This is a genomic window from Paraburkholderia sartisoli (genome assembly GCF_900107685.1).
Taxonomy (GTDB): domain Bacteria; phylum Pseudomonadota; class Gammaproteobacteria; order Burkholderiales; family Burkholderiaceae; genus Paraburkholderia; species Paraburkholderia sartisoli.
Genome location: NZ_FNRQ01000003.1, coordinates 259,432 through 282,475, shown reverse-complemented (window position 1 = coordinate 282,475; position 23,044 = coordinate 259,432). Strand labels below are relative to the sequence as shown.

Below are 23,044 nucleotides of genomic sequence, written 5' to 3'. Positions count from 1 at the left end.
CCGCCAACCTGGGGGCAAGATGGACAGTCGGATTCTGCGTAACGTCGGTCTGAATCTGCTTGGAACGGCCGTCCCGATCGCGATTTCGTTTGTGACCGTGCCGGGATATCTGCTCACGCTTGGCGCCGAGCGCTATGGCGTGATGAACCTCGTCTGGACGCTGATCGGCTACTTCGGCGTGCTCGACATGGGCATCAGCCTCGCCACCGAGAACCGCATCTCGATTGCCCGCGCGGCAAAGGACCAGTCGCACGAACGCGTCGAGCAGGTGTTTTTCAGCGCGCTGTTCGTCAATTTCATGACCGGCACGGCCGGCGCGCTGCTGCTCTGGGGTATTTCGTTCACGTGGCTGAAGATGTTCGGCCATCTGTCGCCCGCGTTCAGTCAGGAGGTGTACGCGAGCCTGCCGTGGCTCGCCGTCGCGATTCCGCTCGCCAATCTCACGTGGGTGATGGCCGGCTCGCTGACCGGCGCGGAGCGCTTCGCCGTCTTCAACCTCAACCAGGTGTTCGGCATGGCGACGTTCCAGTGCCTGCCGCTCGTCGCCGCGCACTGGATCTCGCCGACGCTGCCCGTCGTGATCGCGACCGCCGTCGCCACGCGCTTTCTCGGCGCGATCATCTTTGGCGTGTCGACGTGGCGCGTGCTCGGCCTGACAGGCTGGCGCCGGCCGCGCTGGCCGATCATCAAGGAACTGTTCCAGTACGGCAGCTGGATCGTGATCGGCGGCAGTGCGGAGATGTTCGCGGCGAGCATCGACCGCGTGATCATCGGCACGATGCTCGGCGCGCGCGCGGTCGCGTATTACTCGACGCCGCAGAATCTGGTGGGTCGCCTGTCGGTGCTGCCGACCGCCGTCATGCGGACGCTGTTTCCCCGTCTTTCCGCTTCGTCGCATGTCGACGCGCACGAGCTGGCGCGCCAGGGCATTGCGCTCGTCGTCGGCATTCTCACGCCCTGCACGATCGTCGTCATCTGCGCGCTGCATCCGTTCCTGCTGTGGTGGGTCGGCAGCGAAATCGCCAGCGCGGGCACCACCGCAGGCCACCTCGTCGCGCTGTCGGTGTGGGTCGGCAGCTCGGCGAGCGTCGTGCGCGTGCTGTTGCAGGCGCGGGCCGATCCGGGCCGCGCCGCGCGCATCAGTCTCGTGCAGTTGCCGGTGCTCGCCGTCCTGCTGTGGGTTGGCATCTCGATGTTCGGCCTCGTCGGCGCGGCGCTGGCCGTGCTGCTGAAGACGCTGATCGACGGCGCGCTGCTGATCATCCTGTCGCGCCTCGGTGGCCGCGCGCTGCTGGGCGTGCTCGTGCCGCACGCGCTCTGCCTGTGCATGGCCATCGCGATCGCGAGCGTGGTCGACAGCCGCCTGATGCTGGCGGGCGCGGCGCTCGTGCTGGTCGCGGTGAATCTCGCGCTGTCGCTGGCGCTTTCGGCGGAGCTGCGCGACTTCGTACACAAGTTTCTGGAACGCGCGGGCCTCGGGCGCCGCATCACGCCGCGGACGGAGCCGCTCGACGCGGAAACGTGAAGCGGTGCGGCGCGCGGCGCCCGTGACTGTGTGCATGCGCACGGAAGCATTGCCGCGTGCCTGCTGTAATGCGCGGGACAGGGCGCGGGGCGCATGGTGCGCGGGTTCGACGGCAAACCTCTTGCATGGGAATGAACGGGCAATGGAACGGCCAGAGGAATCGAATCAACCGATGGAGCCGATCGTTTTTGGCGGATGTTTCGGCTGGCTGCACGGCGCGGATAGTGCAAACGGCGCGCATGCCGGGCGCGGTGTCGTGCTGTGCAGCCCGTTCGGCTACGACATCCTGTGTACGCATCGCGGCTGGCGCAAACTGGCCGAGGGCATCGCCGCGCGCGGCATGCCGGCGTTGCGCTTCGACTATCCTGGCTCGGGCGATTCCGCCGGCGTCGAGGAAGACCCGGGCCGCATCGACGCATGGCTCGACAGCATCGACGCCGCTATCGAAACGCTGCGCGCGCGCACGGGCGTCACCGAAGTCGCGCTGTGCGGATTCCGGCTCGGCGCGCTGCTGGCCGCGCGCGCCGCCGAACGGCGCGGCGGCGTCGACGCGCTCGTGCTGCTCGCGCCGGTGATCTCGGGGCGCCAGTACGTGCGCGAGCTGCGTGCGCACCGCCAGAGCTGGGCGACCACGCCCGCGGGTTTCAGCGCGGATCCGCTGCCCGACACGAACGCTTATGTCGAAGCGTTCGGCTTCGGCGTGCATGGCGAGGACGTCGCGCGACTCTCCGCGCTCGATCTGACGAAGGTCGAGTCCAGCGTCGCGAAGCGCGTGTTGCTGCTCGATTCGCGCGGCGGCAAACAGGCGGCCAATCTGGCGAGCCGCCATGAGGCGCTCGGCAGCGAAGTGGAAACGGGGCCGTTCGACGAATGCGACCGCTTCCAGCTTGAGGCGCTCTACAGCGAAGTGCCGCACGACGTGTTCCTCCGGGCGACCGACTGGCTCGCGCGCGACATGCCGCCGCGTGCCGGTGGGGCGAGTGCCAGCAAGCAGACGTGCCACGAACTGAAACTGCCCGCGCAGGGTCTGTGCGAAACACCGGTTTCGTTCGACGTGCCTTACCAGGACGGCCGGTATTTCGGCATGCACTGTGTGCCGGACCGCATCGATCCTGAATTGCCCGCGGTACTCTTCTGCAACACGGGCGCGAGTCATCACATCGGCGACGGGCGCATGTTCGTGCTCTTCGCCCGGCGGCTCGCGGAGCAGGGCATAGCCTCGCTGCGCATGGATCTCGCGGGGCTGGGCGACAGTTCGCCGCTGTCGCCGACGGTCACGCTCGATACGATCTACGCCGACGCATCCGGTATCGACGTCGCGGCCGGCGCGCAGTGGCTCGTTTCGCAGGGTTACCGGCGCGTGGTGGTGGTGGGCGTGTGCGGCGGCGCGTTCAACGGCCTGCATGGCGCGCGCAGACATCCGGCGATCGTCGGGTGCGTGGGCGTGAACCTGCAGAAGTTCATCTGGGATGGCGAGGATCGCGCGCCCGGCACGCCGGTGTTCGCGCAGAGCCGTCTCTACTGGCGTTCCGCGTTCAGTCTGAAGAAATGGCTCGCGGCGCTGCACGGCAAGGCGAACCCGATGCGCGCGGCACGCGCGATATCGCAGCGCGCGTGGCGTCTCGTGCGCGCACGGACCGGCGACGTGGTGGCGCGCGTCGGCGGCGAGGATAAAGACCCGATCCGCACGCTCGCACGCGATCTGGCCGCGAAGGGCGTGCAGGTCCGGCTGGTGTACGGCGAGTTCGACGTCGGTCTTGAAGAGCTGAAGATTCACTTCGGCACGCACGGCAGCGGTCTTGGACGGTATCCGTCGATCCGTGTCGTCCTGCTGCCGAAACTCGATCACGCGCTTTTCACCGGCGCGGCGCGCGAAGCGGTCATGCGCGACACCGAAACATGGCTCATGCAGTCGATGCGCGAGCCCGTGGTTTCGAAGTCCGACGCGAAGGATGCGTCGCAAATGAGGCAGGGCGCGGACCGGCGGCACGCCGGACTCGCGCCCGATGCAGCGAATCCTGCCGTCGCGGTTACGGAAACAGATTCCGACCGTCAGGGCGACACGGCGCTCCAGGGGGCGCATTTTCCAGGAGTCGGATCATGAATCTGGGCAAGGCACTCGATCACGTCAACCAGAGCGCGTGGAATTCGCGTGACGCCAGGCGCGAATTCACGACGCACCCAGGCTGGAGCGATCCGGGCGAACGCGCGGCCATCGAGTGGGTGGCGTCGCGCACACGCGGCCAGCCCATTCTCGACGTGGGCGTGGGCGCGGGGCGGACGGTGCCGATGCTGACCGCGCTGTCGAGCGACTACACGGCGGTCGATTACACGCACAGGCTCATCGACCTGTGCAAGGAACGTCACCCGGGACTCGACCTGCGCTGGATGGACGCGCGCGACATGTCGGCGCTGCCGTCCGGTCACTATGCGTTCGTGCAGTTCAGCTGGAACGGCATCGATTGCGTCGATTACGACGACCGCATGCGCATCCTGCAGGAAATGAAGCGCGTGACGCGGCCCGGCGGACTGATCCTGTTTTCGTCGCACAACCGCGAAGGCCCGGGCTATCGCGAGCCGTTCAGCCGGATCTTTCCGGTGTTCACGTTCAATCCGCTCAAGCTCGGCGTGCGCACGATGCGCACGTTGCGCCGGCTGCCGGCGGCGAGCTACAACTATCTGCGGCACGCGCGTCTCACGCGCGATTTCGACGGCTATTCGATCGCGACCGCGGCCGCCCACAACTTCGGCATCGTCATCGTGTACACGACGCTCGCGCACGAACGTCGCCAGATCGCGGACCTCGGCCTCGAACTCGAAGCCGTGTTCGGCAGCACCGACACGCAGCGCATTCCCGACGACGCAGCTTCGTCGGACGCGTGGTGGCTGCATTTCGTGGCGAGAAAGCCGGAACATCCGCTGGCTTGAGATGACGTTTGCAAAGGTATCCAGGAGATGAAACGGACCTGTTCGTGGCTGACTTACCTGCTCGTGGGCGCGTCCATATCGCTGGTCTGGGCCGTGACGATGTCGAATCCGGCGCGTCTGAACTGGAGCCCGTGGGCCTATTCGGAATGGCTGATCAGCTATAACGCGGGCTTTATCCGGCGCGGCATCAGCGGCTGGCTGATCAGTCTCGTCAACGGCGATGGCGCGGACGTCGCCACCGTCAATCTCCTCGTGTTCGCGAACTACGCGATGCTGAGCCTGCTGATGGTGTCGGTCTGGGCGCGCTCGCGCGAACGCAGCCCGGCCGCGCTCGCGCTTGCGTTTCTGGTGCCGGGCGGTCTCTTCCAGATGGCGATCGGTAACGCGTTCTTCTTTCGCAAGGAGATCGTTTTTCACGTGGCGCTCGGTATCGACTGCCTGCTCTACAGCGCGATCGTCCGTTCGACCGTGATGCCGCGCCGGCTGCGCGCGGCGCGTTTTCTTGCCGCGTTCGTCCTCGTGCAGGCGGTAGCGCTGCCGCTCCTGCACGAATCGTATGCGTTCATTTCGTTCCCCGCCGCGTGGCTGATCGTCCGGCGTCTCGCCGCGATGTTCCCCGCGCAGCCCGCGTTCGCGCGCGTGGTGAAAGTGTCGCTCGTGCTGCAGGTCGTGATGTTCCTGATGTGCGCGGCGTTCAAGGGCAACCCGGACATCGCGGGCCAGCTCTGGCACATGCTCGCCCCCGCCGACCGCTCGCTGATTTCTCCCGGCACGCCGATGGTGCCGGGCGGCGGCATCTCCGCGATCGGCTGGAGCACGGTCTTCAATCTTTCCGGCGTCGCGTATCTCTTCATGGCCGGGCAGTTCTGGGTATGGGGCTTCGCGGGCGCCGGCATCGCCGCGATTCTCGTGCTCGTGACGCTGTGGAACGGCGGCGGCTACGGTCTCGCGCACGAAGAGATGCTGCGCCGCCATCTGGCGCAGCTCGGGTTTCTCTTTGCCGCTTCGCTGCCCATGTATCTGCTGGGTATCGACTGGGGGCGCTGGCTCTCGGCGGTGTCGATTTCGTATCTGCTGCTGTTTTTCGCCGACGGCCCGGCCGCGATCACGGTGCCGGATCTGAAGCGTCTCGTGCCGCGCGGGTTGCGCGCGCGGATCGCGGACGCATTCGTCGTCACGCCGCCCGACGTGATGCGCGGCATCGTCGCTTCGGCGGCGCGCCACCGAAAGGCGCTGTTTCTGCTCGCGCTGTTCTTCTGTTTGACGTTTCGCGCGCCCGAATGCTGCGTGACGCTCGGCAGCCCCTTCTACCGGTTAAAGCCGATGCTCGAACAGATCGTCAAGCCGGCGCTGCATGGCCTGTAGCGGCGCGTACCGTCCCGCAATGTGGCGCCACGTACAGAGGTCGCCGGGCCGGTCTGCTTCAATGGACCTGCGATGCACGTCGTGCGCCTCGTGCGCGTCACATGCATTGACCTGCATCCGCGCCGCAGCGTATGAATCGCGCGCCGCGCGTCGTATCGACGGGGAGAGTGTCGAATGAACGATCTCGCATTGCCTTTTGCGTTTCGCGACCGTGACGCCCGTTCGCGCTGCACGGTGCAGCCCGTGATTCTGGCGGGCGGCTCCGGCACGCGGCTGTGGCCCCTGTCGCGCGAACAGTATCCGAAGCAGATGATTGGCCTCATCGACGACGAATCCCTGCTCGAAGCCACGCTGCGCCGTCTTGACGGCGCGTTCGCGCCGTCGGGTGACGATGCCGGTCACGCGGCTGACAGCGCCATCGAAATGGTCCAGGCCGCGCCGATGATCGTCTGCGGCGAGGACCTGCGGCTCCTGACGCTCGACAAGATCGAACGTTGCGGCAAGGCCGCGCGGCTCGTGCTCGAACCGTTGCCGCGCAACACGGCGCCCGCGCTAACCGTCGCGGCGCTGGCCGCGCGCGACGACGCGCCGGACGGCAGCGATCCGGTGCTGGTCGTGATGCCGGCCGACCACCTGATCGCCGACCGCGCGGCCTTCGCGCACGCGCTCGAAGCGGCCGTCGCCCACGCGGCGCGCGGCGCGATTGTCGCGCTCGGCGTGCCGCCCGAGCGCGCCGAAACCGGCTACGGCTATATCCGGACGGGCGCCGCGAGCGGCGACAACGGCGCGCGCGCGATCGACCGCTTCGTCGAAAAACCTGACGCCGAACTCGCTGCGCGCTATGTCGCGTCGGGCGAATACTGGTGGAACAGCGGCATTTTCGTGGTGCGCGCGTCGGTCTGGCTCGCGGCGATCGGCGAGTGCCGTCCGGCCATCGCGGCGGCGTGCGCGGACGCCTTCGCGCACGCGTCGATCGACAGCGACAGCGACGGCGCGTTGCGGCTCGATCGCACGGCCTTCGCGGGCTGCCCGTCCGATTCGATCGACTACGCGGTGATGGAACAGATCACGCTCGACGGGAGGCTCACGGGCGTGGTCGTGCCGTTCGTCGCGGGATGGTCCGACGTCGGCGCATGGGACGCGGTGTGGGACGTCTCGAAGAAAGATGCCGATGGTAACGTCGCGCGTGGCCGCGTGCTGTTCGAGGGCTCGCAGGACAGCTTCGCGCATTCGGACGGCCGCCTCGTCGCGTGCGTCGGCGTGAGCGGCGTGGTGGTCGTCGAAACGGCCGACGCGGTGCTGGTCGCGTCGAAGGATCGCGTGCAGGACGTGAAGGCGATTGTCGGCCGGCTGAAGGCGACGGCCGGCACGGAAGCCAGGGAACATCGCAAGGTGCAGCGGCCGTGGGGCTGCTATGACTCGATCGATCACGGCGAGCGCTTTCAGGTGAAGCGCATCGTGGTGAAGCCGGGCGGCAGGCTCTCGCTGCAGATGCATCACCACCGCGCGGAACACTGGGTCGTGGTGCGCGGCACGGCACGCGTCACGCGTGGCGACGAACACTTCCTGCTGACGGAAAACCAGTCCACGTATATTCCGCTTGGCGTCACGCACCGGCTCGAAAACCCGGGCAAGACGCCGCTCGAAATCATCGAGGTGCAGTCGGGCAGCTATCTCGGCGAAGACGACATCGTGCGCTTCGACGACCAGTATGGGCGTGTCGCGAACGGCGCGGCAGGCGAGGGGGCCTCGCAGGGAACCGCGAGCGGAACCGTGGGGGCCGACGATGAATGCACGGGCACTTCCGGTCAGTGACACTGCGTGTCCCGACCGCGCGGCGAACGAAAACGCCGCGCAATTCGACGAGCGCGATTTTCGTCGCGCGCTGGGCCGCTTCGCGACCGGTGTCGTCGTGATCTCGACGGGCCGCGGCGACCAGTTGCACGCGATGACCGCCAACGCGTTCATGTCGGGGTCGCTGAAGCCGCCGCTCATCGTCGTGTCGGTTGGACAGCGCGCGCGCATGCACGAGCGTCTGATGCAGAGCGACCTGTTCGGCGTCAGCGTGCTGTCCGACGAACAGGAACCGCACAGCCGCCACTTCGCCGGCGAGCCACAGACGTGGCTCGCGCCGCGCTTCACGGAAGTCGACGGACTCGATGGCGTGGTGCTGCTCGACCGCGCGGTTGCGCGCTTCGGCGCGCGCGTCGTCGACCGGCATCCATGCGGCGACCACACGCTGTTTGTCGGCGAGGTGCTCGCGTTTTCGCTCGACGAGCATGCGCCGCTCGTTTTCTTCGGCGGCCGCTACGCTTCGGTCGCGCGCGATCATTGAGCGGCGGCGCGGGCCTGGCGCGCCCGGCGCGGCCTCGCCGGATTCCGCTGGCGTGTCGCCGCGTGGCGGCGTGGTGTGAACGGCTGTGCGCGTGCGCCGGCGGCGGGCTCGCATCTCATGCAAGGCAGTGCAATTTTTTCATGGAACATCCGCTTGCGGGCCGCGCGGCACGCGCCTTTGGCCGATGTGCGTTACGCAGACGAAACAATTTGTCAGAGGGATAACCCTGTCAGGACGTATCCCAACTGGCGCAACGCTGATGAACGACGCAACGTACAGAAAAGCAATCGGCAAAGATACGCGGGCGCAGGGTCAACGGGTAACACAGGCGACGGACGCCGTATCGGGGAGAGTGTCATGGAACAGCCGAACAAGGACCGCTCGCTGGTGAGCAAGGTCATGGATGGGCTCGTCACGGGCATCGTCGAGGAAAAATATGGGGCGGTGCTGCCGCCGCAGGATGTGCTGTCGAAGGACTTCGACGTCAGCCGCACGGTGATGCGCGAGGCGCTTTCGATGCTGCTCGCGCGCCACATGCTCGACGTGCGGCCGAAGATCGGCACGCGTATCCGACCGATGCGCGACTGGCGCATGATCGACGAGGAAGTCGTGAACTGGCGCTTTCGGGCGAAACCGGATCAGACCTTCCTGCGCGACGTGATCGAGTTTCGCATGCTGATCGAGCCGCGCGCCTCGGCGCAGGCGGCGGCGCGCGCGACGCCCGCCGAGATCGCCGGCATTCGCGACGCGTACACCGCGTTTCGCGCACTGCGCCCGGGCGACCCAGGATATGCGGCGGCGGACGAGCTGCTGCACACGCGCATTCTGGTCGCGAGCGGCAACCAGTTCTTCCAGCAGATGGCGGCGATCATTCGCGGCGCGCTTTCGGCGGCGCGCGAGGTGGTCGACCAGAAGGACGGTGTCTGGCAGGCCACGCTCGACACGCATGCCCGCGTGGTGAGCGCCATCGAGCGTCACGACCCGAAGGATGCGGAAGCCGCCTCGCGTGCGCTGATCGACTTCACCGCCGACGAGATCTGCAGCATGTTCGAGGCAGAACGGCCGGTGTCCGGCTAACGCCGTATCGATGCGATTCCAGTGAAGGGCAGGCGATGGCGCTTTGGTCGGCCCGAGGCTCACATGCGCGACAATGTCACCTGTCAGCAACCGCACTGGAACAGGCCATCGATGAAAGAAGAAACCGTGATCCGCTGGGGCATCGTCGGAACAGGGCGCATCGCGCGCCGCTTTGCACAAGGCCTCGCGCACGTACCCGCCACGCGGATCGCCGCCGTGTGGTCGCGCCGCGCCGAACCGGCAGCGGCGTTCGCCGCGGAATTCGGCGGCGCCGCGTGCGACAGCCTCGACGCGCTCCTCGCGAGCGACATCGACGCCGTCTATATCGCCACCCATCAGGACAGCCACGCGGATTACGCGATCGCCGCGCTCGCGGCCGGGCGTCACGTGCTGTGCGAAAAGCCCGCCACCGTCAACGCGGCGCAACTCGATCGCGTGGTCGAAGCGGCGCGCGCCGCGCAGCGGCTCTTCATGGAGGCGATGAAGCCGCCGTTCTATCCGCTCTATCGCCAGTTGCGCGCGCATCTCGAAGCGGATCCGGTCGGCGCGATCGGGCTCGTGCGCGCGGGCTGCTCGGTGCCGGGCGTGCCCGATGACCATCCTTCGCTGTCGCCCGATCATGCGGGCGGCGCGCTGCTCGACATCGGCATCTACGAGATGTTTCTCGCCGTCGACTGGCTCGGCGCGCCGCTCGACGTGCAGACCATCGGCCGGCTCGGCGCAACGGGTGTAGACGTGTTCGCGAGCCTCAACAGCCGCCACGAGCGCGGTATCGCGCAACTCTTCTGCGGCCTTGACCTCGCCGGCAAGGGCGACGCGCTGCTCGCCGCGAAGGGCGGCCACGTCACGATCCACGAAAACTGGTGGAACCCGACGCGCGCGACGATCCGTTACACGGACGGCCGCGTCGTCGAACTCGACGCGCCGTTCGAAGGCGGCGGCCTGAACTACGAGACCGCGCACTTCTGCGAGCTGATCCGCGCGGGGCATACGGAGAGTCCGGTCATGACGCACGCGAAATCGCGGCAGATGATCATGATGGCCGACACCGCGCGCGCGACGCTCGGTCTGCGCTTCGCCGCCGACGAGTGATACGATCTGCCCGGTCGACGCGTTGCAGCGAGCCTGCCGCGCGTCGATCGAGCTTTCGGATTCCTTGCCGCAGGAGCAGGTCGTGACACGTATGTTGATGAGATTCTGGCGCAGCAATAAAAGCCTGATCACCTTTCTCGCGCTGATGGTGCTGTTTCGCAGCGCGGTGGCCGACTGGAACGTCGTGCCGAGCGGCTCGATGCTGCCGACGATCCGCGAGGGCGATCGCATTCTCGTCGACAAGATGGCGTACGACCTGCGCATTCCGTTCACGCATATCGCGATTGCGCATCTGCACGATCCGCGGCGCGGCGATATCGTGACGATCGATTCGTCGGCGGCGCACGAGCTGATTGTGAAGCGGCTGATCGGCCTGCCGGGCGACCGCATCGCGATGCGCGACAACGTGCTGTACGTGAACGGCGTGCGCGCGGATTATCAGCCGATGCGGCAGGCGCCGCTGCCGGGCGACGCGCTGTCGCCGGGTGACTATCTGCGCGAGCGGTTTGGCGGCGTGTCGCACGCGGTGCGGCTCTCGGAAGTCGCGCCCAGCCCGCGCCGTTCGTTCGGCCCGGTGACGGTGCCGCCGAACGCCTACCTGATGCTCGGCGACAATCGCGACGACAGCGCCGACTCGCGCTACTTCGGTTTTTTCCCGCGCAACGAGCTGATGGGCCGCACGCGGCGCGTCGTGTATTCGCTCGACCCGCATCACTTCTACGAGCCGCGCTTCGACCGTTTCGGCGCGGCGCTCGACGGGCCGGCACGCGGCGGTTAGTCAGGTTAGTCAGGCCGCGGCGCGCCGGCTGGCGGGCTTACGCGTTGTTTGCGAGCGCCTGCGCGCACTCGGCGACGAGCGCCGGGCCGCGATAGATGAACCCCGTGTAAAGCTGCACCAACGAAGCGCCGGCCGCCAGTTTGGCGCGGGCATCGGCACCCGAAAAAATACCGCCGACGCCGATGATCGGCACCGTGTCGCCGACTTCCGCGCGCAGCTTGCGGATCACTTCGTTCGACGCGTCGAACACCGGACGGCCCGACAGCCCGCCGGCTTCGTCCGCATGCGGCAGACCCTTGACGGCTTCGCGCGAGAGCGTCGTGTTCGTGGCGATCACGCCTTCGAAGCGATGGCGCAGCAGCGTACCGGCGATCGACTTGATCTGCTCGTCGTCGAGGTCCGGTGCGATTTTCAGCGCGAGCGGCACCAGCTTGCCGTGCAGGTCGGCGAGACGCTGCTGCTTGTCCTTCAGCGCGGCAAGGAGCGCATCGAGTTCGTCCGCGCCCTGCAACTGGCGCAGGTTCTTCGTATTCGGCGACGAGATGTTGACCGTCACGTAGCTCGCGAACGGATACACGCGCTCGAGACAGTACAGGTAATCCTCGGCGGCACGCTCGATCGGCGTGTCGGCGTTCTTGCCGATGTTCAGGCCGAGGATGCCGCGATAGCGCGCGGCCTGCACGTTCTTCACGAACTGGTCGACGCCCGCGTTGTTAAAGCCCATGCGGTTGATGACCGCATTCGCTTCCGGCAGCCGGAACATGCGCGGGCGCGGGTTGCCCGGCTGCGCGCGCGGCGTGACCGTGCCCACCTCGATGAAGCCGAAGCCGAGCGCGGCGAGGCCGTCGATGCACGCGCCGTCCTTGTCGAGCCCGGCGGCGAGGCCAACCGGATTGCGGAACGTCAGGCCCATGACGGTACGGGGCGAGTCGGGCACGCGCGGCGCGAGCGCGCCGGCGAGGCCGCTGCGGCCGGCGGCGCCGAGCATGCGCAGCGTCAGATGGTGAGCGTCTTCCGCGTCCATGCGAAAGAGCCGGGCGCGCACGAGCGGATACAGGGAGCTGAACAAGGGGGAGCGGAACACAGGACGAAGCCGGGCGGCCGGAAATGAGAACCCGCTATTTTAGCCGATGCCGCCGCCGCGCCTGCCGTTGGGTTTTTCATCGGGCTTGTCAGCGGGATTGCCCGGTAAGGTCGCGCCGAACGGAGAAAGATCGATGTTCGCGGTGTCGAACACTTTCCACAGGCCTTCGTGCAATCCTTCGAGCGGATGGAAATTCGCCTTGTACGCCATTTTCTGGCTCTCGCGAATCCAGTAGCCGAGGTAGACGTAGGGCAGATTCAGGCTGCGTGCCTGCTCGATCTGCCAGAGGATGTTGTACGTGCCGAAGCTCGCGTGCGGGTGGTCCGGATCGAAGAACGTGTACACCGACGACAGGCCATCACCGAGGATGTCGATCATGCTGACCATGCGCAGGACGCCGGGCAGATCGGGGTGGCCGCCGTGCGGCGGCTCGCGGAATTCGACGAGGCGCGAGTTGATCCGGCTTTGCAGCAGGAACTGTTCGTACTGGTCGCGGCTGTCGCGATCCATGCCGCCGCCCGCGTGCCGCGCCGACTGGTACCGCATGTAGAGCGCGTAGTGCTCCTCGTCGTAGTGCAGCGGCGCGACGGACGCGATCAGCTCGCCGTGCTTCTTCCACACGCGGCGTTGCGTGCGGTTCGGGTGGAAACGCCCGACCGGCACGCGCACCGGCACGCAGGCGCGGCAGCCGTCGCAGTAGGGGCGATACGTGAAGACGCCCGAGCGCCGGAAGCCCGCCTTGACGAGTTCGGTGTAGACGTCGGAGTTGATCAGATGGCTGGGCGTGGCGACCTGCGAGCGTGCGATACGCCCTTCCAGGTAGCTGCAAGGGTAAGGCGCCGTTGCGTAGAATTGCAGCGCCGAAAGCGGTGACAGCGGCAGCTCATTCGGGTGAGTCACGTTGGCGGCTCTCGAAGCGTTTTCGGGTCCAGCAAACCCGACGGTTCATGAGCGGCGCGATCCGCGTGACTGTTTTCACGCCGGCCGTGCTCCGCCGTTTGCCTTCGGTTTGCTCTTCAGTGTGCCTGTTACGTCGCCCGCGTGACGACGTCGGTCAGTACGGTCTTGTCGAAACGCCAGGGTATGGAAGGCGCATCGACAGAGGCGCGCACATGCGCGACGAACGCCTTGCGCGCTATCTCGCGACCGCCCAGCGACGCCAGATGCGACGTGTTCTGCTGGCAGTCTATCATTTCTATTTCGTGACGTCGCAGGTGGGCGACGAGCGCGGAGAGCGCGATTTTCGACGCATCCGTGACTTCGGCGAACATCGATTCGCCGAAGAACATCCGCCCGAACGACACACCGTACAACCCGCCGACGCGCCGGCCTTCGTGCCAGGTTTCGATGCTGTGCGCGTCGCCCGTGCGGTGCAGCGACGTATAGGCTTCGACGACATCCGCGGTGATCCACGTGCCGCGCTGGCCGTGGCGGGGCGTGAGCGCGCACGCGCGCATCACGCTCGCGAAATCGTGATCGACGCGGATTTCCCACGTGTCGTCGCGCAGCACGCGCTTGAGTGTCTTCCTGAGCGAAGGCGAGACCTTGAACTCGCCCGTTCGCAGGATCATGCGCGGGTCGGGGCTCCACCAGAGCACCGGCTGGCCGTCCGAATACCACGGGAAGATGCCGCGCCGGTAGGCGTCGATGAGCCGCGAGGGCAGCAGGTCGGCGCTCGCGGCAAGGAGGCCCGGCGCGCCGCTCGCCGCTCCGAGGGCGCGCTCGACGGGTGGAAACGGATCGTCGGGTCCGAGCCAGGGCACCATGCTCGCGGCCCGCTCAGCCGTCGCGCAGCGAGCGGAAGATGTCGCCGGTGTGCAGGCTGTAATTGCCCGACGCACGATCGGCAAAGAAGAACCGCAGTGTCTGGCCGACGGTCGGGAATGCGATGTCGTCCCACGGAATTTCGTGTTCTTCGAAGAGGCGCACTTCGAGGCTTTCCTCGCCGGCGGCGACGTCGGGATCGAGCAGCCGCGCCATGTAGAACAGGTGGACCTGATGCACGTGCGGCACGTTCAGCAGCGAGAACAGGTTCTGCACCTCGACGCGGGCGCCGGCTTCTTCCAGCGTTTCGCGCGACGCCGCTTCGGCCGTGGTTTCGCCCATTTCCATGAAGCCCGCGGGGAGCGTCCAGTAGCCGTAGCGCGGTTCGATCGCGCGGCGGCATAGCAGCACCTTGTCGTCCCAGACCGGAACGGTGCCGACCACGTTGCGCGGATTCTGATAGTGCACGGTGCCGCAATCGGCGCAGATGAAGCGCTCGCGGTTGTCGCCGGGCGGAATGCCGAGGCTGACTGCGTGGCCGCAGACGGAGCAGAATTTCATGGGCAAGGGGAGGAGGAGCGGTGATGGGAGTTTATCACCGGGCCGGCCGTTCACGATGGCTGGGAGCGTCGTCCGGCGCGTGGCCCGGGCGGCGGGTGGCGGCGAACACGCGTGGAAAGCGGCTGGAAGGTTCCTGGGAGCCGCTGCGAAACGCTGCGCGCAGGCGGCGGCGAGTCTAGTGGCACGCGCGTCGTTCGAACAGCGACCAGTCGGGCACTTCCTTCACGAGGACCACCTCGCATTCGTCGTTTTTGAATAGCATCGCGGGCAGGGGCGCGGTATGGCGCACGAAGAAGTAGCGGTACGCGCGGCCGTCCACCGCGTGCCAGTCGAAGCTCTCCGCCGACGATTCCTGCGGCCCCGGTCGCACCACGGGCACGCGGTCCGGCCGGAAGCGCACGATTTGCGGCAGGAAGAACGCGAAGTTGAAATCGACGAAGCCGTGCCGCTCGGCCTGATACCACAGCGGATACGTGTGGTACGTCCAGAGGTTATGGACGATCGGGCTTTCGGGCGCGTAGATCAGGCTGAGCGCGCGCTGGCCCGGAACGGTCGCCGAAAGCAGCGTTTCGAACGGCGCGTTCTCGACGGCGAAGCGATGGTTGCGCACGGCCAGCACGCCCAGATACGACCAGCAGAACAGCACGATTGTGAGTTGCGTGAGCCATGTGAGCCATGTGCGCCGCGTGTACCGGGTGGGTGCCGGCGACGCCGTACGATTCGCGATGGCCGGGTCGGCCTGAAACATCACTGCGTAGAGCGGCAGCAGGAAGATCGGGAAGCGCTGATACAGCAGGGCGATGCCGAGCGCGTCGGACGGTGCGCAAAACCAGATGAACACGATCGCGAGCATCGGCAGCCAGGCGGTCGGATCGCGATCGTTGAGCTTCGCGCGCAGCAGCCATGGCGCGGCCAGCATGAACACCGCGCCGAGCAGGAAGTACGCGTCCTTCATCTCGGTGGCGAGCGTATAGAGCGCGAAGTTGTAGACGCGATGCCAGCCGAACGGACCGGTCCAGTCCCACGCCATGCCCGACGATGCCTGCGTCGCCGCACCCTGTATGACGAGCGCGTTGGATCGCACATAGAGCATGTAGCCGAGCGTCAGCGCGCCGAGCAGCACGTACGGAACGAGCGCGCGGACGATGCGCGCGGGTTGTCGCGTGAAGCACGGAATGAACGCGGCGCCGACGGCACACGCGAACAGGAAGACCAGCCCGTGCGAGAAAAACAGCACCACGCCGGCCACGGTCAACGCCATGCCACCCGCGATGCCGGGCGCACGCGCGAAGCGTCGCGCGAGGAGCAGGAAGTAGAGCCCGACGGGCACGGCGAGCAGATACGTGTAGAAGCCGTATTGATACGCGAAGCCGAAAAAGCCGGGCACGTACAGCCAGTCGAGCCGCGCGTCGGCCTTGTATTCCTTGCGAAGCGCCACGCCCGCTGCGACGTACGCGTAGAACGCGAGCATCAGGAAGAGCTTCATCGCGCTCACGACCGGCATCACGAACGACAGCACGAACGCGAGACCGTAGCCGAGCAGATAGGGCGTGAAGTAGTTGGCCCGCACCAGATCGGCCCACGGCGACGTACCGTTGACGAGATCATGCAGCAGCGCGACCTGGGCGGCGTGCTGCGGCAGGTCGCCCATCGGCGGACGCGGCGCGATCCAGAACAGCGCGCCGGCCAGCAGCACCGTGCCGATGAAAAGAAGCTGGCCGGGCCATGTGCCCGCACCCTGGTCACGGTCGAGTGAGGCAAGCGAAGCGGAAGCGGGATTCATTGTTACCCTCGTTTGCCGGACATGTTCACGGCGTGCGAAAAGTTGCTGCATCCCGTTGCTGCATCGCTTGCCGCGATCCTCTTCACGACGGGCGACGGGAGTGCCTTGCCGGCCGCTCAGGCCTGCGGCGTGATGGATGAAAAAAGGAGCGCCACGCCCACCAGCAGGAAGCCCGCGCCGGTCAGCGTTCTAAACGTCAATGCCTCGTTGCTCACCAGCGCGAAGATGAAGATCTCGAATACGGTCACGCCGACCATCAATGGATACGCGATGCTCAGTTCGATTTTCTTCAACGCGATGGCGTAAAAAATGAAGCCCAGACCGTAGGCGCCCAGCGCGCCGACGCGCAGCAGCATCGCCTGGTTAAAGAGTGCGGAAAGGTGACTGAAATCGTCGGTTGATTTGCCGGCGATCCGAAGCAGCACGCTCGCCGTTGCACTACAGGTGCCGCTTAGCAGCAGAAATATTATGTACATTGTGGCCTGTCGCGGGCGGTCGGAAAATCGGCGTGCCGCATCGACACGAATCGACGCTGCGCAACCCTGTGTTTTTGCAAAACTTTTCGCAGAACATACAGGGACGACGATTTGACGTGTGTTCGCTAACCCACGCCGCGCAATATTCGAGGAATCAGGGAGTTGAAGGAGAAGATGAGATCAGGGAGCCGCGCTGAAGAGGGTCGCGCGATGAGTGTGCGGTCAGTGTGACCAGCCAGAAAATGGCGGGTACAAAGCAAAAAGCCCATCACGGGGATGGGCTTTGAATACTTTCGAGGGACCTGGTGTCAATCCATTCAGTGCTATTTGAATGGTTGGTTGCGGGGACAGGATTTGAACCTGTGACCTTCGGGTTATGAGCCCGACGAGCTGCCAGACTGCTCCACCCCGCGTCCGTCGAAGAAAAGATTATAGGACAGATTGAAAGCTGGCGCAACGGGTATTTACGAATCCGTTTCAATGCCAGCGTGACGGGCGCTTCGCACAGACGTGAAGCTGCGGCAATCGCAGGGACGATCAAGCCGCGCGCTGCGCTAGAATTGAGCCCTTCCTGAGCCGCCGTGGTGCGGCTCACTCTCTCATCTTCCGTTTCTCTTGCTCTCATGGATATCGCACACGATCTGCAGTCGATTCTCGCCCAGGAAAAAGCGCTGGTGTATCCCCGCTTCGATACCGACCGTGCGTGGCAGCTCGGTGTGTGGCTGCGCGAAGTCGCGAAGGCGCGCGGTCTTGCGCTTGCGATCGACGTGCGCACGTTCGGCCAGCCGCTCTTTTTCAGCGCGCTCGATGGCGCCACGCCCGACAACGTCGACTGGGCGCGCAGGAAGGGCAACGTGGTCGCGCATTTCCGCCGCAGTTCGTACGCCATCGGCCTGCGCATGCAGCAGGCGGGCGCGACGCTCGTCGACAAACACGGTCTGCCTGCGAGCGAATATGCGTCGCATGGCGGCGCGTTTCCGCTGACCGTCGCGGGCGCGGGTGTGATCGGGTCGGTGACCGTGTCGGGTTTGCCGCAGCGCGCCGATCATGAGCTCGTGGTCGAAGCGCTGTGCGCGCAGCTCGAACTCGACTACGGCAAGCTCGCGCTCGCGAAGGTCTGACGCCGATGCGTCTGCCTCCCTACCTGTGGCTCGCCATCGCAATCGTCGCGGAAGTGATCGCGACTTCCGCGCTGCGTGCCGCCGATGGCTTCTCGCGGCTCGTGCCTTCGATCGTTGTCGTCGCGGGTTATGCCGTTGCGTTCTACTGTCTTTCGATGACGCTCCGGTCGATACCCGTGGGCATTGTCTACGCGATCTGGTCGGGCGCCGGCATCGTGCTGATCACGCTGGTGGCGATGGTGCTCTATCGCCAGGTGCCGGATCTTGCCGCGATCTGCGGACTCGGGTTGATTGTCGCGGGCGTCGTCGTGCTCAACCTGTTCTCGAAGATGCAGGCGCATTGACCGCGCGTCGCGACCGCGTGCGGGCGCAGCCGCGACGTTACTTGCAGCGAATCACCATCGAGCGGTTCTTCACGTTCGCCGAAACGACGTTCGTGATGCCGCCGCCCGCGGCGCCGCCTTCGTCGTTGTCCTTCGAGATGATGTCGTAACCGGTTGCGCCGCAGGCCTTGCCGGCCTGCACATAGCACGACGCCCAGCTCGATCCGGCATCGGCGCCGCTGCAGTTCACGGCGAAACCGGTCTGGCCGTTCGGCAGGTTGATGAGCGACGTGGTGTTCGACGACGCACACCCGGCGAGACCCGCGACCAGCAGGGCGGCGCAGGGCAGCGCGACGACGCGCGCCGCGGCAGGGAGGGCAGACTGGCGCAAGCGCCGCTCGAATAGCTTCATCGTGTGTCCTTGTGACTGAAAATGCGTGCGGTGATGGACGCGGGTTGCGCACGCGGGTTGCGCGTGGGCCGGCGACGTGCGTCAGGTGAGCGCTGGATCGATGCGGATACCCGCACCGCCGACGATGCGACGACTTTCAGCGCCGCTTTCGGTTGCCGCGTCTTCCCAGATGCTGATGGCTTTGGGCATGTCGATGCCGTGACGTCCGGCATACGTAAACCACGTACTGGCGGCATCGGGCTCGGGGACTTCCGTGTCCTGCATGAAATATTTTCCCATATCGACGTTGCTCTCTCCGGATTCGCGCTGGTTGGGCTGCGCATCTTTCGATGCCCGTTCATCAGTTCGACCGTGCCGGCGGCCACAAGTGCGTGGCAATCGCCGTGCTGGCACAGAACTTATCGCGGCGGGAAATGACAGATACCTGATACGACCGCGACGACTGCACGTCGCGCCGCATTGCAGCAGTCCGGTTTTTGCGCAATACGTGCCGGTCATCGTGCTGGCCAAAGCGATATCGACGAGACCGACAGCGTGCAACTTACCAGAACAGGCAGCAGGAGGACGACATGGCAGAACGGGTGAGCGGCCCCTATCGCGGGTACTACATCAGCGCCGCCGCGCGGCTCGTCGCCGCCCACGAGGCGACCCAGGCGGAACATCCGGATCACCGGCCCGAAGGACTGTACGTTGGCTCAGTCAGCCTTTCGCAGCGCGGGCCGGACGATCCGCACCGGATCGAAACGCTCGTGGAACTGGGCGCGGAGCACCGGTTTGCCACCGAGACCGATGCGCTCGAACATGTCGAGAAAGCCGCGCGCGAGTACGTCAACCGTCTCGTCGATACACCCTGAGCGGCGGCCGTGCAGGGCAATGAAGGGCCGCGTGCGGAAGGCTGCCGGCTGGACCGTCATGTGTCCCTGCGAGTAGCATGATGTGCTGCGCGCGCCTGCCTGCGCCTGCCTTTGAAACAGCCGGGTTGCGATGCGGTTCATGCCGGATTTTCCTGATGAGGCGACCATGGAAATTCGTTTTCTCGCGGAAGCGCCCGCTTATCGCGACTTCAACCTGACCCTCGTGTTTCCCGCGCTCGTGGACGGCGAACCGGTGCCGTGCGCGATCTCCGTCGAGGCGCTCGAAGACCATTTCGGTGCGCAATCCCGCGACAGTGAAGGCTGGCGCCGCGCGTTCGACGCGGGCCGCGCGCATATCGAAGCCGTGGCGCGCGAGCATCTGCGTATCAGCAACGGCACGCCGGTTCTGCTGAAGAGCGGCCACTTTCCACCGGGCAACGTCTCCGACGCGTAAGGATTCCGTCAACCGCGCTGCCGGTGCATGTCAGGCCGCGCGGGCGGCGTCGCGACGCGCGGCTTCGACGGATCGTGCGATGCCTTCTTCGTATGATGTTTTGCTGACCGGTCCGATGAGCGTGCGCAATGCCGTGTCGTCAAGCACGACCGGATCGGTGACGAGGTAATGCATCTCCACCAGTTCCCGCATTATCGGATTGAACAGCCCCATCACGCGTAGCGTGGGCTTGCCCGCCACGATCAGCCTGGGCGCACGGCTCGCGAGCGCGTACGCCTTTTCCGCGACTTCGCGCTGCGTGATCGTACCCGCGCCGGCCAGATGCAGCACGCGGCCATACGCCTGCGGCGTGCGGGTCAGGGTTTCGATGACAGGGCCGACGTCCGGCATGAAAACGAACTCGTGTGGCACGTCGATCGGGCCGATCATCTGCGCACGCGTGCCGCGCGCGGCGCCCTCGAATACACCGTGCAGGAAACTGCGCTCGATGCCCGGACCATAGAAGTCCGGCAGACGCAAAACAAGCGTCTCGAGCCCGTGGTGTCCGTGCGCGTCGAGCACGAGATTTTCCTGCGCGAGACGCATCTTGCCCTTGAACGTATGCGGGTTGCGCGGATGCGCCTCCGTTACCGGCAGCGTCTGTGCATACCCATACGGGTAAACGGTGCCGATCAGGATCAGTCGCCGCACGCCGGCTGCAATCAGCCCGTCGAGCGTTTTCTGCGTCAGCGGCGGGTGCGTCGCGAACTGGTTGTAGGGCACGCCGACCAGATACACGGCGGTATCCAGGCCCGCCAAAGCCGACTTGACCGATGCCGGATCCGCCGGATCCCACGTGACGATTTCCGCGTTCGGATCGTTGCCGAATACGCGCTGCAACGCGCTTTGCCCGCGGCCGATCACGCGGTACGGACGGCCCGCCGTACGCAACGCCGCCGCGATGCTTTGCCCGGCCGCGCCAGCGGCGCCGATCAGACCCACTTTTCCTGCCGTTTCCATGTCGACTCCCGTTTCAGGCACGGCATCAGGAAGGGTCCTGACGCCACGCGGGTTAACGTCTAAATTAAATTGAACGATGTTCAGTAAACGGTGTTCAGTTTAATTTGACTTTTCAGTTTGTCAACCCGAAAATGCACTGCATGGGAATCACCGAACGAAAGAACCGCCAGAAAGTGGCGCTGCGCGAACGCATCCTCGATGCGTCGCGGCGCATCGTGATGCGTGAGGGCTTTGCTGCGCTGTCGATGCGCAAGATTGCCGACGCCATCGAATATTCACCGGCCACGCTGTATCTGCATTTCGCGAGCCGCGACGAGATCGCGCGGGCGTTGTGCGCGGAGGGCTACGCGCAGTTGCTGGCAAGCTTCGAGCCGCTCGCGGCTATCGCCGATCCGGCACAACGGCTACGGGCGCTCGGGCACGCGTATGTCGCGTTCGGCATCGCGCATCCGCAGACATACCGGCTGATCTTCATGGAAGATCCCAGCTATACCGGCGCGGCGCTGACCGAAGCCGCCGAGGCATCGGACGAACCGGACGACGCATCGTTTCGTCTGATGGTCGATTCGATCGACGAACTCAGGGCGGCGGGGCGGTTGCCGGCATCCACGCAGGGCGAGGTGTGGGCCGAGGCGTTGTGGGCGACGATGCACGGTGTCGTCGCGCTGAAGCTCACGTGTCCGGTCTTTCCGCGCACGCCGGTCGACACGCTGATCGACGTCGCGTTCGACGCGTGGTTCGGCTCCGTGCAGCAGGGTACGGGCGCCTATGCAGCAGAGACAGCGGCCGACCCGCAGCCGCCGTTGCAAATGCAAACGCCAACGCCAGCGCCAGTGGAACCGAAGCCACGCGCCAGACGCACGCGCCGCGCGGCCGCGAAACCGGAATCGCCGGTCGCGTGATACCGTTCAGTTCCCGATTCATTCAATCCAGCGCAGCCCATGTCCATCACCGCAACGCTCGCGACGAGCGACGAGATCGTCACCTATGTCGCGAATCATATTGGCTTCATTGAACTCGAGCGCCCGAAAGCGCTGAATGCGCTTTCCACCGGCATGATCCGCGCGATGCACGCCGCGCTCGAGGGCTGGCGTGAAGATTCCGGCGTCCACGCGGTCGTCATCCGCAGCCAGCATGCGCGGGCGTTCTGCGCGGGCGGCGATATCCGCTTTCTGTACGAGTCCGCGCAACGCGGCGAACGCGACGCGCTGGACACGTTTTTCATCGAGGAATACGCGCTCAATCACGCGATCTTCACGTATCCGAAGCCGTATGTCGCGTTGATGAACGGTGTCGTGATGGGCGGCGGCATGGGCATTTCGCAGGGCGCCCATCGCACGCACGGTCTGCGCGTCGTGACCGGTTCGACGCGCATGGCGATGCCGGAAACGCGCATCGGACTCTTTCCGGATGTCGGCGCGGGCTGGTTTCTCGCGCGCGCGCCGGGCGCGCTTGGACGCTATCTGGCGATCACGGGCGAGACGATCGGCGCGGCCGATGCGCTCTACGCCGGTCTCGCCGATATCTATATCGACGATGCCGCGCTGCCCGCGCTGATCGATACGCTGAAGCGCGAATCGTTCGCGTCCGGCGCCGACGTGGTGGCGTGCGTCGCGCGTGAGGCGGCGCGCTGCGAGATCATGCCGCGGCCGGACGCGTCGCCGCTCGCGCAGGTGCGTGTGCTGATCGACCGGCATTTTTCGAAGCCCGACGTCGGCCAGATCCTGAAGTCGCTGGAGACGGAAACGGGCGCGGAAGCGGAATGCGAGGCAGCCGAATGGGCCGAGCAGACCGCGGCCGTGCTGCGCGAGCGTTCGCCGCTGTCGATGGCGATTTCGCTCGAAGTGGTGACGCGCGCGGAGGGATCGATGGCGGAGTGTCTGCGTCGCGATCTCGATCTGACGCGCTCGTGCTTCGCTCAGGGCGACGTGATCGAAGGGATCCGCGCACGCATCATCGACAAGGACAACCGTCCGGCGTGGCGGTTCGCGCAGATTGAAGACGTGCCGGCCGAAGCGGTCGAGAAGATGTTCGAGAGCCCGTGGCCGGCGGACGCGCATCCGCTGCGTGAGCTTCAGGACTAGCCGGCGTCGGGCGTAACCGGGCCGCGATG

24 protein-coding genes and 1 tRNA gene are annotated in these 23,044 nt (G+C 66.0%); 15 read left to right on the top strand and 10 right to left on the bottom strand.

Translation table 11 applies throughout. The features are described 5' to 3' along the window. Positions 1 to 19 precede the first annotated feature (19 nt). The 9 genes from BLV45_RS12635 (at position 20) to lepB (ending at position 11,100) form a co-directional block, all read left to right on the top strand. On the top strand, positions 20 to 1,525 hold the full coding sequence (locus BLV45_RS12635) for a flippase (protein WP_090533404.1): 1,506 nt from the start codon (positions 20 to 22) through the stop codon (positions 1,523 to 1,525). Positions 1,526 to 1,697: 172 nt separating this feature from the next. Then, positions 1,698 to 3,629 carry an alpha/beta fold hydrolase gene (locus BLV45_RS12630; RefSeq protein ID WP_176954148.1) on the top strand — a complete coding sequence of 644 codons (1,932 nt, stop codon included), beginning with the start codon at positions 1,698 to 1,700 and terminating at the stop codon, positions 3,627 to 3,629. Beyond that, entirely contained in the window at positions 3,626 to 4,453 is an 828-nt protein-coding gene (locus BLV45_RS12625; RefSeq protein WP_090533400.1) for a class I SAM-dependent methyltransferase, read from the top strand. The genes BLV45_RS12630 and BLV45_RS12625 overlap by 4 nt, the downstream gene beginning before the upstream one ends. Before the next feature lie 27 nt (positions 4,454 to 4,480). Continuing rightward, on the top strand, positions 4,481 to 5,818 hold the full coding sequence (locus tag BLV45_RS12620) for a hypothetical protein (protein ID WP_090533398.1): 1,338 nt from the start codon (positions 4,481 to 4,483) through the stop codon (positions 5,816 to 5,818). 174 nt (positions 5,819 to 5,992) lie between these two features. Next, positions 5,993 to 7,633, top strand: coding sequence for a mannose-1-phosphate guanylyltransferase/mannose-6-phosphate isomerase (locus tag BLV45_RS12615; protein WP_090533396.1), 1,641 nt, complete (start codon positions 5,993 to 5,995; stop codon positions 7,631 to 7,633). Then, positions 7,605 to 8,153, top strand: a complete 549-nt coding sequence (locus tag BLV45_RS12610) for a flavin reductase family protein (protein ID WP_090533394.1) — start codon at positions 7,605 to 7,607, stop codon at positions 8,151 to 8,153. Before BLV45_RS12615 ends, BLV45_RS12610 begins: the two co-directional genes overlap by 29 nt. 357 nt (positions 8,154 to 8,510) lie before the next feature. Further along, positions 8,511 to 9,230: a FadR/GntR family transcriptional regulator gene (locus BLV45_RS12605; protein ID WP_090533393.1), complete on the top strand. Its 720-nt coding sequence runs from the start codon at positions 8,511 to 8,513 to the stop codon at positions 9,228 to 9,230. A 111-nt stretch (positions 9,231 to 9,341) separates the two neighbouring features. Beyond that, positions 9,342 to 10,322: a Gfo/Idh/MocA family protein gene (locus BLV45_RS12600; RefSeq protein ID WP_090533391.1), complete on the top strand. Its 981-nt coding sequence runs from the start codon at positions 9,342 to 9,344 to the stop codon at positions 10,320 to 10,322. Positions 10,323 to 10,413: 91 nt separating this feature from the next. After that, positions 10,414 to 11,100, top strand: a complete 687-nt coding sequence (gene lepB / locus BLV45_RS12595) for a signal peptidase I (RefSeq protein ID WP_090533389.1) — start codon at positions 10,414 to 10,416, stop codon at positions 11,098 to 11,100. 37 nt (positions 11,101 to 11,137) lie between these two features. Here lepB and BLV45_RS12590 read toward each other — a convergent pair whose 3' ends face one another. From BLV45_RS12590 to BLV45_RS12560, 7 genes are all read right to left on the bottom strand, one after another. Further along, a complete protein-coding gene (locus BLV45_RS12590) occupies positions 11,138 to 12,169 on the bottom strand; it encodes a quinone-dependent dihydroorotate dehydrogenase (protein ID WP_090533386.1) in 1,032 nt (343 codons plus the stop codon). 54 nt (positions 12,170 to 12,223) lie between these two features. Further along, positions 12,224 to 13,084, bottom strand: coding sequence for an arginyltransferase (locus tag BLV45_RS12585; RefSeq protein WP_090533384.1), 861 nt, complete (start codon positions 13,082 to 13,084; stop codon positions 12,224 to 12,226). Between the two features lie 128 nt (positions 13,085 to 13,212). Then, positions 13,213 to 13,950, bottom strand: coding sequence for a leucyl/phenylalanyl-tRNA--protein transferase (gene aat / locus BLV45_RS12580; protein ID WP_090533381.1), 738 nt, complete (start codon positions 13,948 to 13,950; stop codon positions 13,213 to 13,215). A gap of 13 nt (positions 13,951 to 13,963) precedes the next feature. Then, a complete protein-coding gene (locus BLV45_RS12575) occupies positions 13,964 to 14,509 on the bottom strand; it encodes an NUDIX hydrolase (RefSeq protein WP_090533379.1) in 546 nt (181 codons plus the stop codon). Positions 14,510 to 14,684: 175 nt separating this feature from the next. Further along, on the bottom strand, positions 14,685 to 16,292 hold the full coding sequence (locus BLV45_RS12570; protein WP_090533376.1) for a hypothetical protein: 1,608 nt from the start codon (positions 16,290 to 16,292) through the stop codon (positions 14,685 to 14,687). Positions 16,293 to 16,408: 116 nt separating this feature from the next. Continuing rightward, on the bottom strand, positions 16,409 to 16,768 hold the full coding sequence (locus tag BLV45_RS12565; protein ID WP_090533373.1) for a DMT family transporter: 360 nt from the start codon (positions 16,766 to 16,768) through the stop codon (positions 16,409 to 16,411). 336 nt (positions 16,769 to 17,104) lie between these two features. Then, positions 17,105 to 17,181 (bottom strand) — tRNA-Met (locus BLV45_RS12560). Positions 17,182 to 17,391: 210 nt separating this feature from the next. On the opposite strand from BLV45_RS12560, the gene BLV45_RS12555 reads away from it, so the two are divergent. After that, a complete protein-coding gene (locus BLV45_RS12555) occupies positions 17,392 to 17,889 on the top strand; it encodes a heme-degrading domain-containing protein (protein ID WP_090533371.1) in 498 nt (165 codons plus the stop codon). An 11-nt stretch (positions 17,890 to 17,900) separates the two neighbouring features. Then, a complete protein-coding gene (locus BLV45_RS12550; RefSeq protein ID WP_407671010.1) occupies positions 17,901 to 18,233 on the top strand; it encodes a DMT family transporter in 333 nt (110 codons plus the stop codon). 37 nt (positions 18,234 to 18,270) lie between these two features. Here the strand turns inward: BLV45_RS12550 and BLV45_RS12545 are convergent, their stop codons facing one another. Together BLV45_RS12545 and BLV45_RS12540 are read right to left on the bottom strand one after the other, a co-directional pair. After that, positions 18,271 to 18,624 (bottom strand): hypothetical protein, encoded by a 354-nt coding sequence (locus BLV45_RS12545; RefSeq protein WP_090533367.1) that lies wholly within the window; start codon positions 18,622 to 18,624, stop codon positions 18,271 to 18,273. Positions 18,625 to 18,705: 81 nt separating this feature from the next. Next, positions 18,706 to 18,903 carry a hypothetical protein gene (locus BLV45_RS12540; RefSeq protein WP_090533365.1) on the bottom strand — a complete coding sequence of 66 codons (198 nt, stop codon included), beginning with the start codon at positions 18,901 to 18,903 and terminating at the stop codon, positions 18,706 to 18,708. 290 nt (positions 18,904 to 19,193) lie between these two features. On the opposite strand from BLV45_RS12540, the gene BLV45_RS12535 reads away from it, so the two are divergent. Together BLV45_RS12535 and BLV45_RS12530 are read left to right on the top strand one after the other, a co-directional pair. Continuing rightward, the gene (locus BLV45_RS12535; protein WP_090533364.1) at positions 19,194 to 19,478 is read left to right on the top strand and encodes a hypothetical protein; all 285 of its coding nucleotides are present in this window, start codon (positions 19,194 to 19,196) and stop codon (positions 19,476 to 19,478) included. 166 nt (positions 19,479 to 19,644) lie between these two features. Beyond that, positions 19,645 to 19,932, top strand: a complete 288-nt coding sequence (locus BLV45_RS12530; RefSeq protein WP_090533362.1) for a DUF1488 family protein — start codon at positions 19,645 to 19,647, stop codon at positions 19,930 to 19,932. Positions 19,933 to 19,962: 30 nt separating this feature from the next. On the opposite strand, the gene BLV45_RS12525 is transcribed toward BLV45_RS12530, so the two are convergent. Beyond that, positions 19,963 to 20,931, bottom strand: a complete 969-nt coding sequence (locus BLV45_RS12525) for an NAD-dependent epimerase/dehydratase family protein (protein ID WP_090533360.1) — start codon at positions 20,929 to 20,931, stop codon at positions 19,963 to 19,965. A gap of 140 nt (positions 20,932 to 21,071) precedes the next feature. Between BLV45_RS12525 and BLV45_RS12520 the strand changes: the two genes are divergently transcribed. After that, positions 21,072 to 21,833, top strand: coding sequence for a TetR/AcrR family transcriptional regulator (locus tag BLV45_RS12520; protein ID WP_090533358.1), 762 nt, complete (start codon positions 21,072 to 21,074; stop codon positions 21,831 to 21,833). Between the two features lie 39 nt (positions 21,834 to 21,872). Then, the gene (locus tag BLV45_RS12515; protein ID WP_090533356.1) at positions 21,873 to 23,015 is read left to right on the top strand and encodes an enoyl-CoA hydratase/isomerase family protein; all 1,143 of its coding nucleotides are present in this window, start codon (positions 21,873 to 21,875) and stop codon (positions 23,013 to 23,015) included. Positions 23,016 to 23,044 lie beyond the last annotated feature (29 nt).

Excerpts from the sequence above, each read along its gene's own strand:
- BLV45_RS12635 (WP_090533404.1), top strand. The coding sequence starts at position 20 with ATGGACAGTCGGATTCTGCGTAACGTCGGTCTGAATCTGCTTGGAACG.
- BLV45_RS12525 (WP_090533360.1), bottom strand. The coding sequence starts at position 20,931 with ATGGAAACGGCAGGAAAAGTGGGTCTGATCGGCGCCGCTGGCGCGGCC.
- BLV45_RS12615 (WP_090533396.1), top strand. The coding sequence starts at position 5,993 with ATGAACGATCTCGCATTGCCTTTTGCGTTTCGCGACCGTGACGCCCGT.
- BLV45_RS12625 (WP_090533400.1), top strand. The coding sequence starts at position 3,626 with ATGAATCTGGGCAAGGCACTCGATCACGTCAACCAGAGCGCGTGGAAT.
- BLV45_RS12515 (WP_090533356.1), top strand. The coding sequence starts at position 21,873 with ATGTCCATCACCGCAACGCTCGCGACGAGCGACGAGATCGTCACCTAT.
- BLV45_RS12570 (WP_090533376.1), bottom strand. The coding sequence starts at position 16,292 with ATGAATCCCGCTTCCGCTTCGCTTGCCTCACTCGACCGTGACCAGGGT.
- BLV45_RS12540 (WP_090533365.1), bottom strand. The coding sequence starts at position 18,903 with ATGGGAAAATATTTCATGCAGGACACGGAAGTCCCCGAGCCCGATGCC.
- BLV45_RS12530 (WP_090533362.1), top strand. The coding sequence starts at position 19,645 with ATGGAAATTCGTTTTCTCGCGGAAGCGCCCGCTTATCGCGACTTCAAC.
- lepB (WP_090533389.1), top strand. The coding sequence starts at position 10,414 with ATGTTGATGAGATTCTGGCGCAGCAATAAAAGCCTGATCACCTTTCTC.
- BLV45_RS12535 (WP_090533364.1), top strand. The coding sequence starts at position 19,194 with ATGGCAGAACGGGTGAGCGGCCCCTATCGCGGGTACTACATCAGCGCC.
- BLV45_RS12630 (WP_176954148.1), top strand. The coding sequence starts at position 1,698 with ATGGAGCCGATCGTTTTTGGCGGATGTTTCGGCTGGCTGCACGGCGCG.
- BLV45_RS12610 (WP_090533394.1), top strand. The coding sequence starts at position 7,605 with ATGAATGCACGGGCACTTCCGGTCAGTGACACTGCGTGTCCCGACCGC.
- BLV45_RS12565 (WP_090533373.1), bottom strand. The coding sequence starts at position 16,768 with ATGTACATAATATTTCTGCTGCTAAGCGGCACCTGTAGTGCAACGGCG.
- BLV45_RS12605 (WP_090533393.1), top strand. The coding sequence starts at position 8,511 with ATGGAACAGCCGAACAAGGACCGCTCGCTGGTGAGCAAGGTCATGGAT.
- aat (WP_090533381.1), bottom strand. The coding sequence starts at position 13,950 with ATGGTGCCCTGGCTCGGACCCGACGATCCGTTTCCACCCGTCGAGCGC.
- BLV45_RS12575 (WP_090533379.1), bottom strand. The coding sequence starts at position 14,509 with ATGAAATTCTGCTCCGTCTGCGGCCACGCAGTCAGCCTCGGCATTCCG.
- BLV45_RS12600 (WP_090533391.1), top strand. The coding sequence starts at position 9,342 with ATGAAAGAAGAAACCGTGATCCGCTGGGGCATCGTCGGAACAGGGCGC.
- BLV45_RS12555 (WP_090533371.1), top strand. The coding sequence starts at position 17,392 with ATGGATATCGCACACGATCTGCAGTCGATTCTCGCCCAGGAAAAAGCG.
- BLV45_RS12520 (WP_090533358.1), top strand. The coding sequence starts at position 21,072 with ATGGGAATCACCGAACGAAAGAACCGCCAGAAAGTGGCGCTGCGCGAA.
- BLV45_RS12620 (WP_090533398.1), top strand. The coding sequence starts at position 4,481 with ATGAAACGGACCTGTTCGTGGCTGACTTACCTGCTCGTGGGCGCGTCC.
- BLV45_RS12545 (WP_090533367.1), bottom strand. The coding sequence starts at position 18,624 with ATGAAGCTATTCGAGCGGCGCTTGCGCCAGTCTGCCCTCCCTGCCGCG.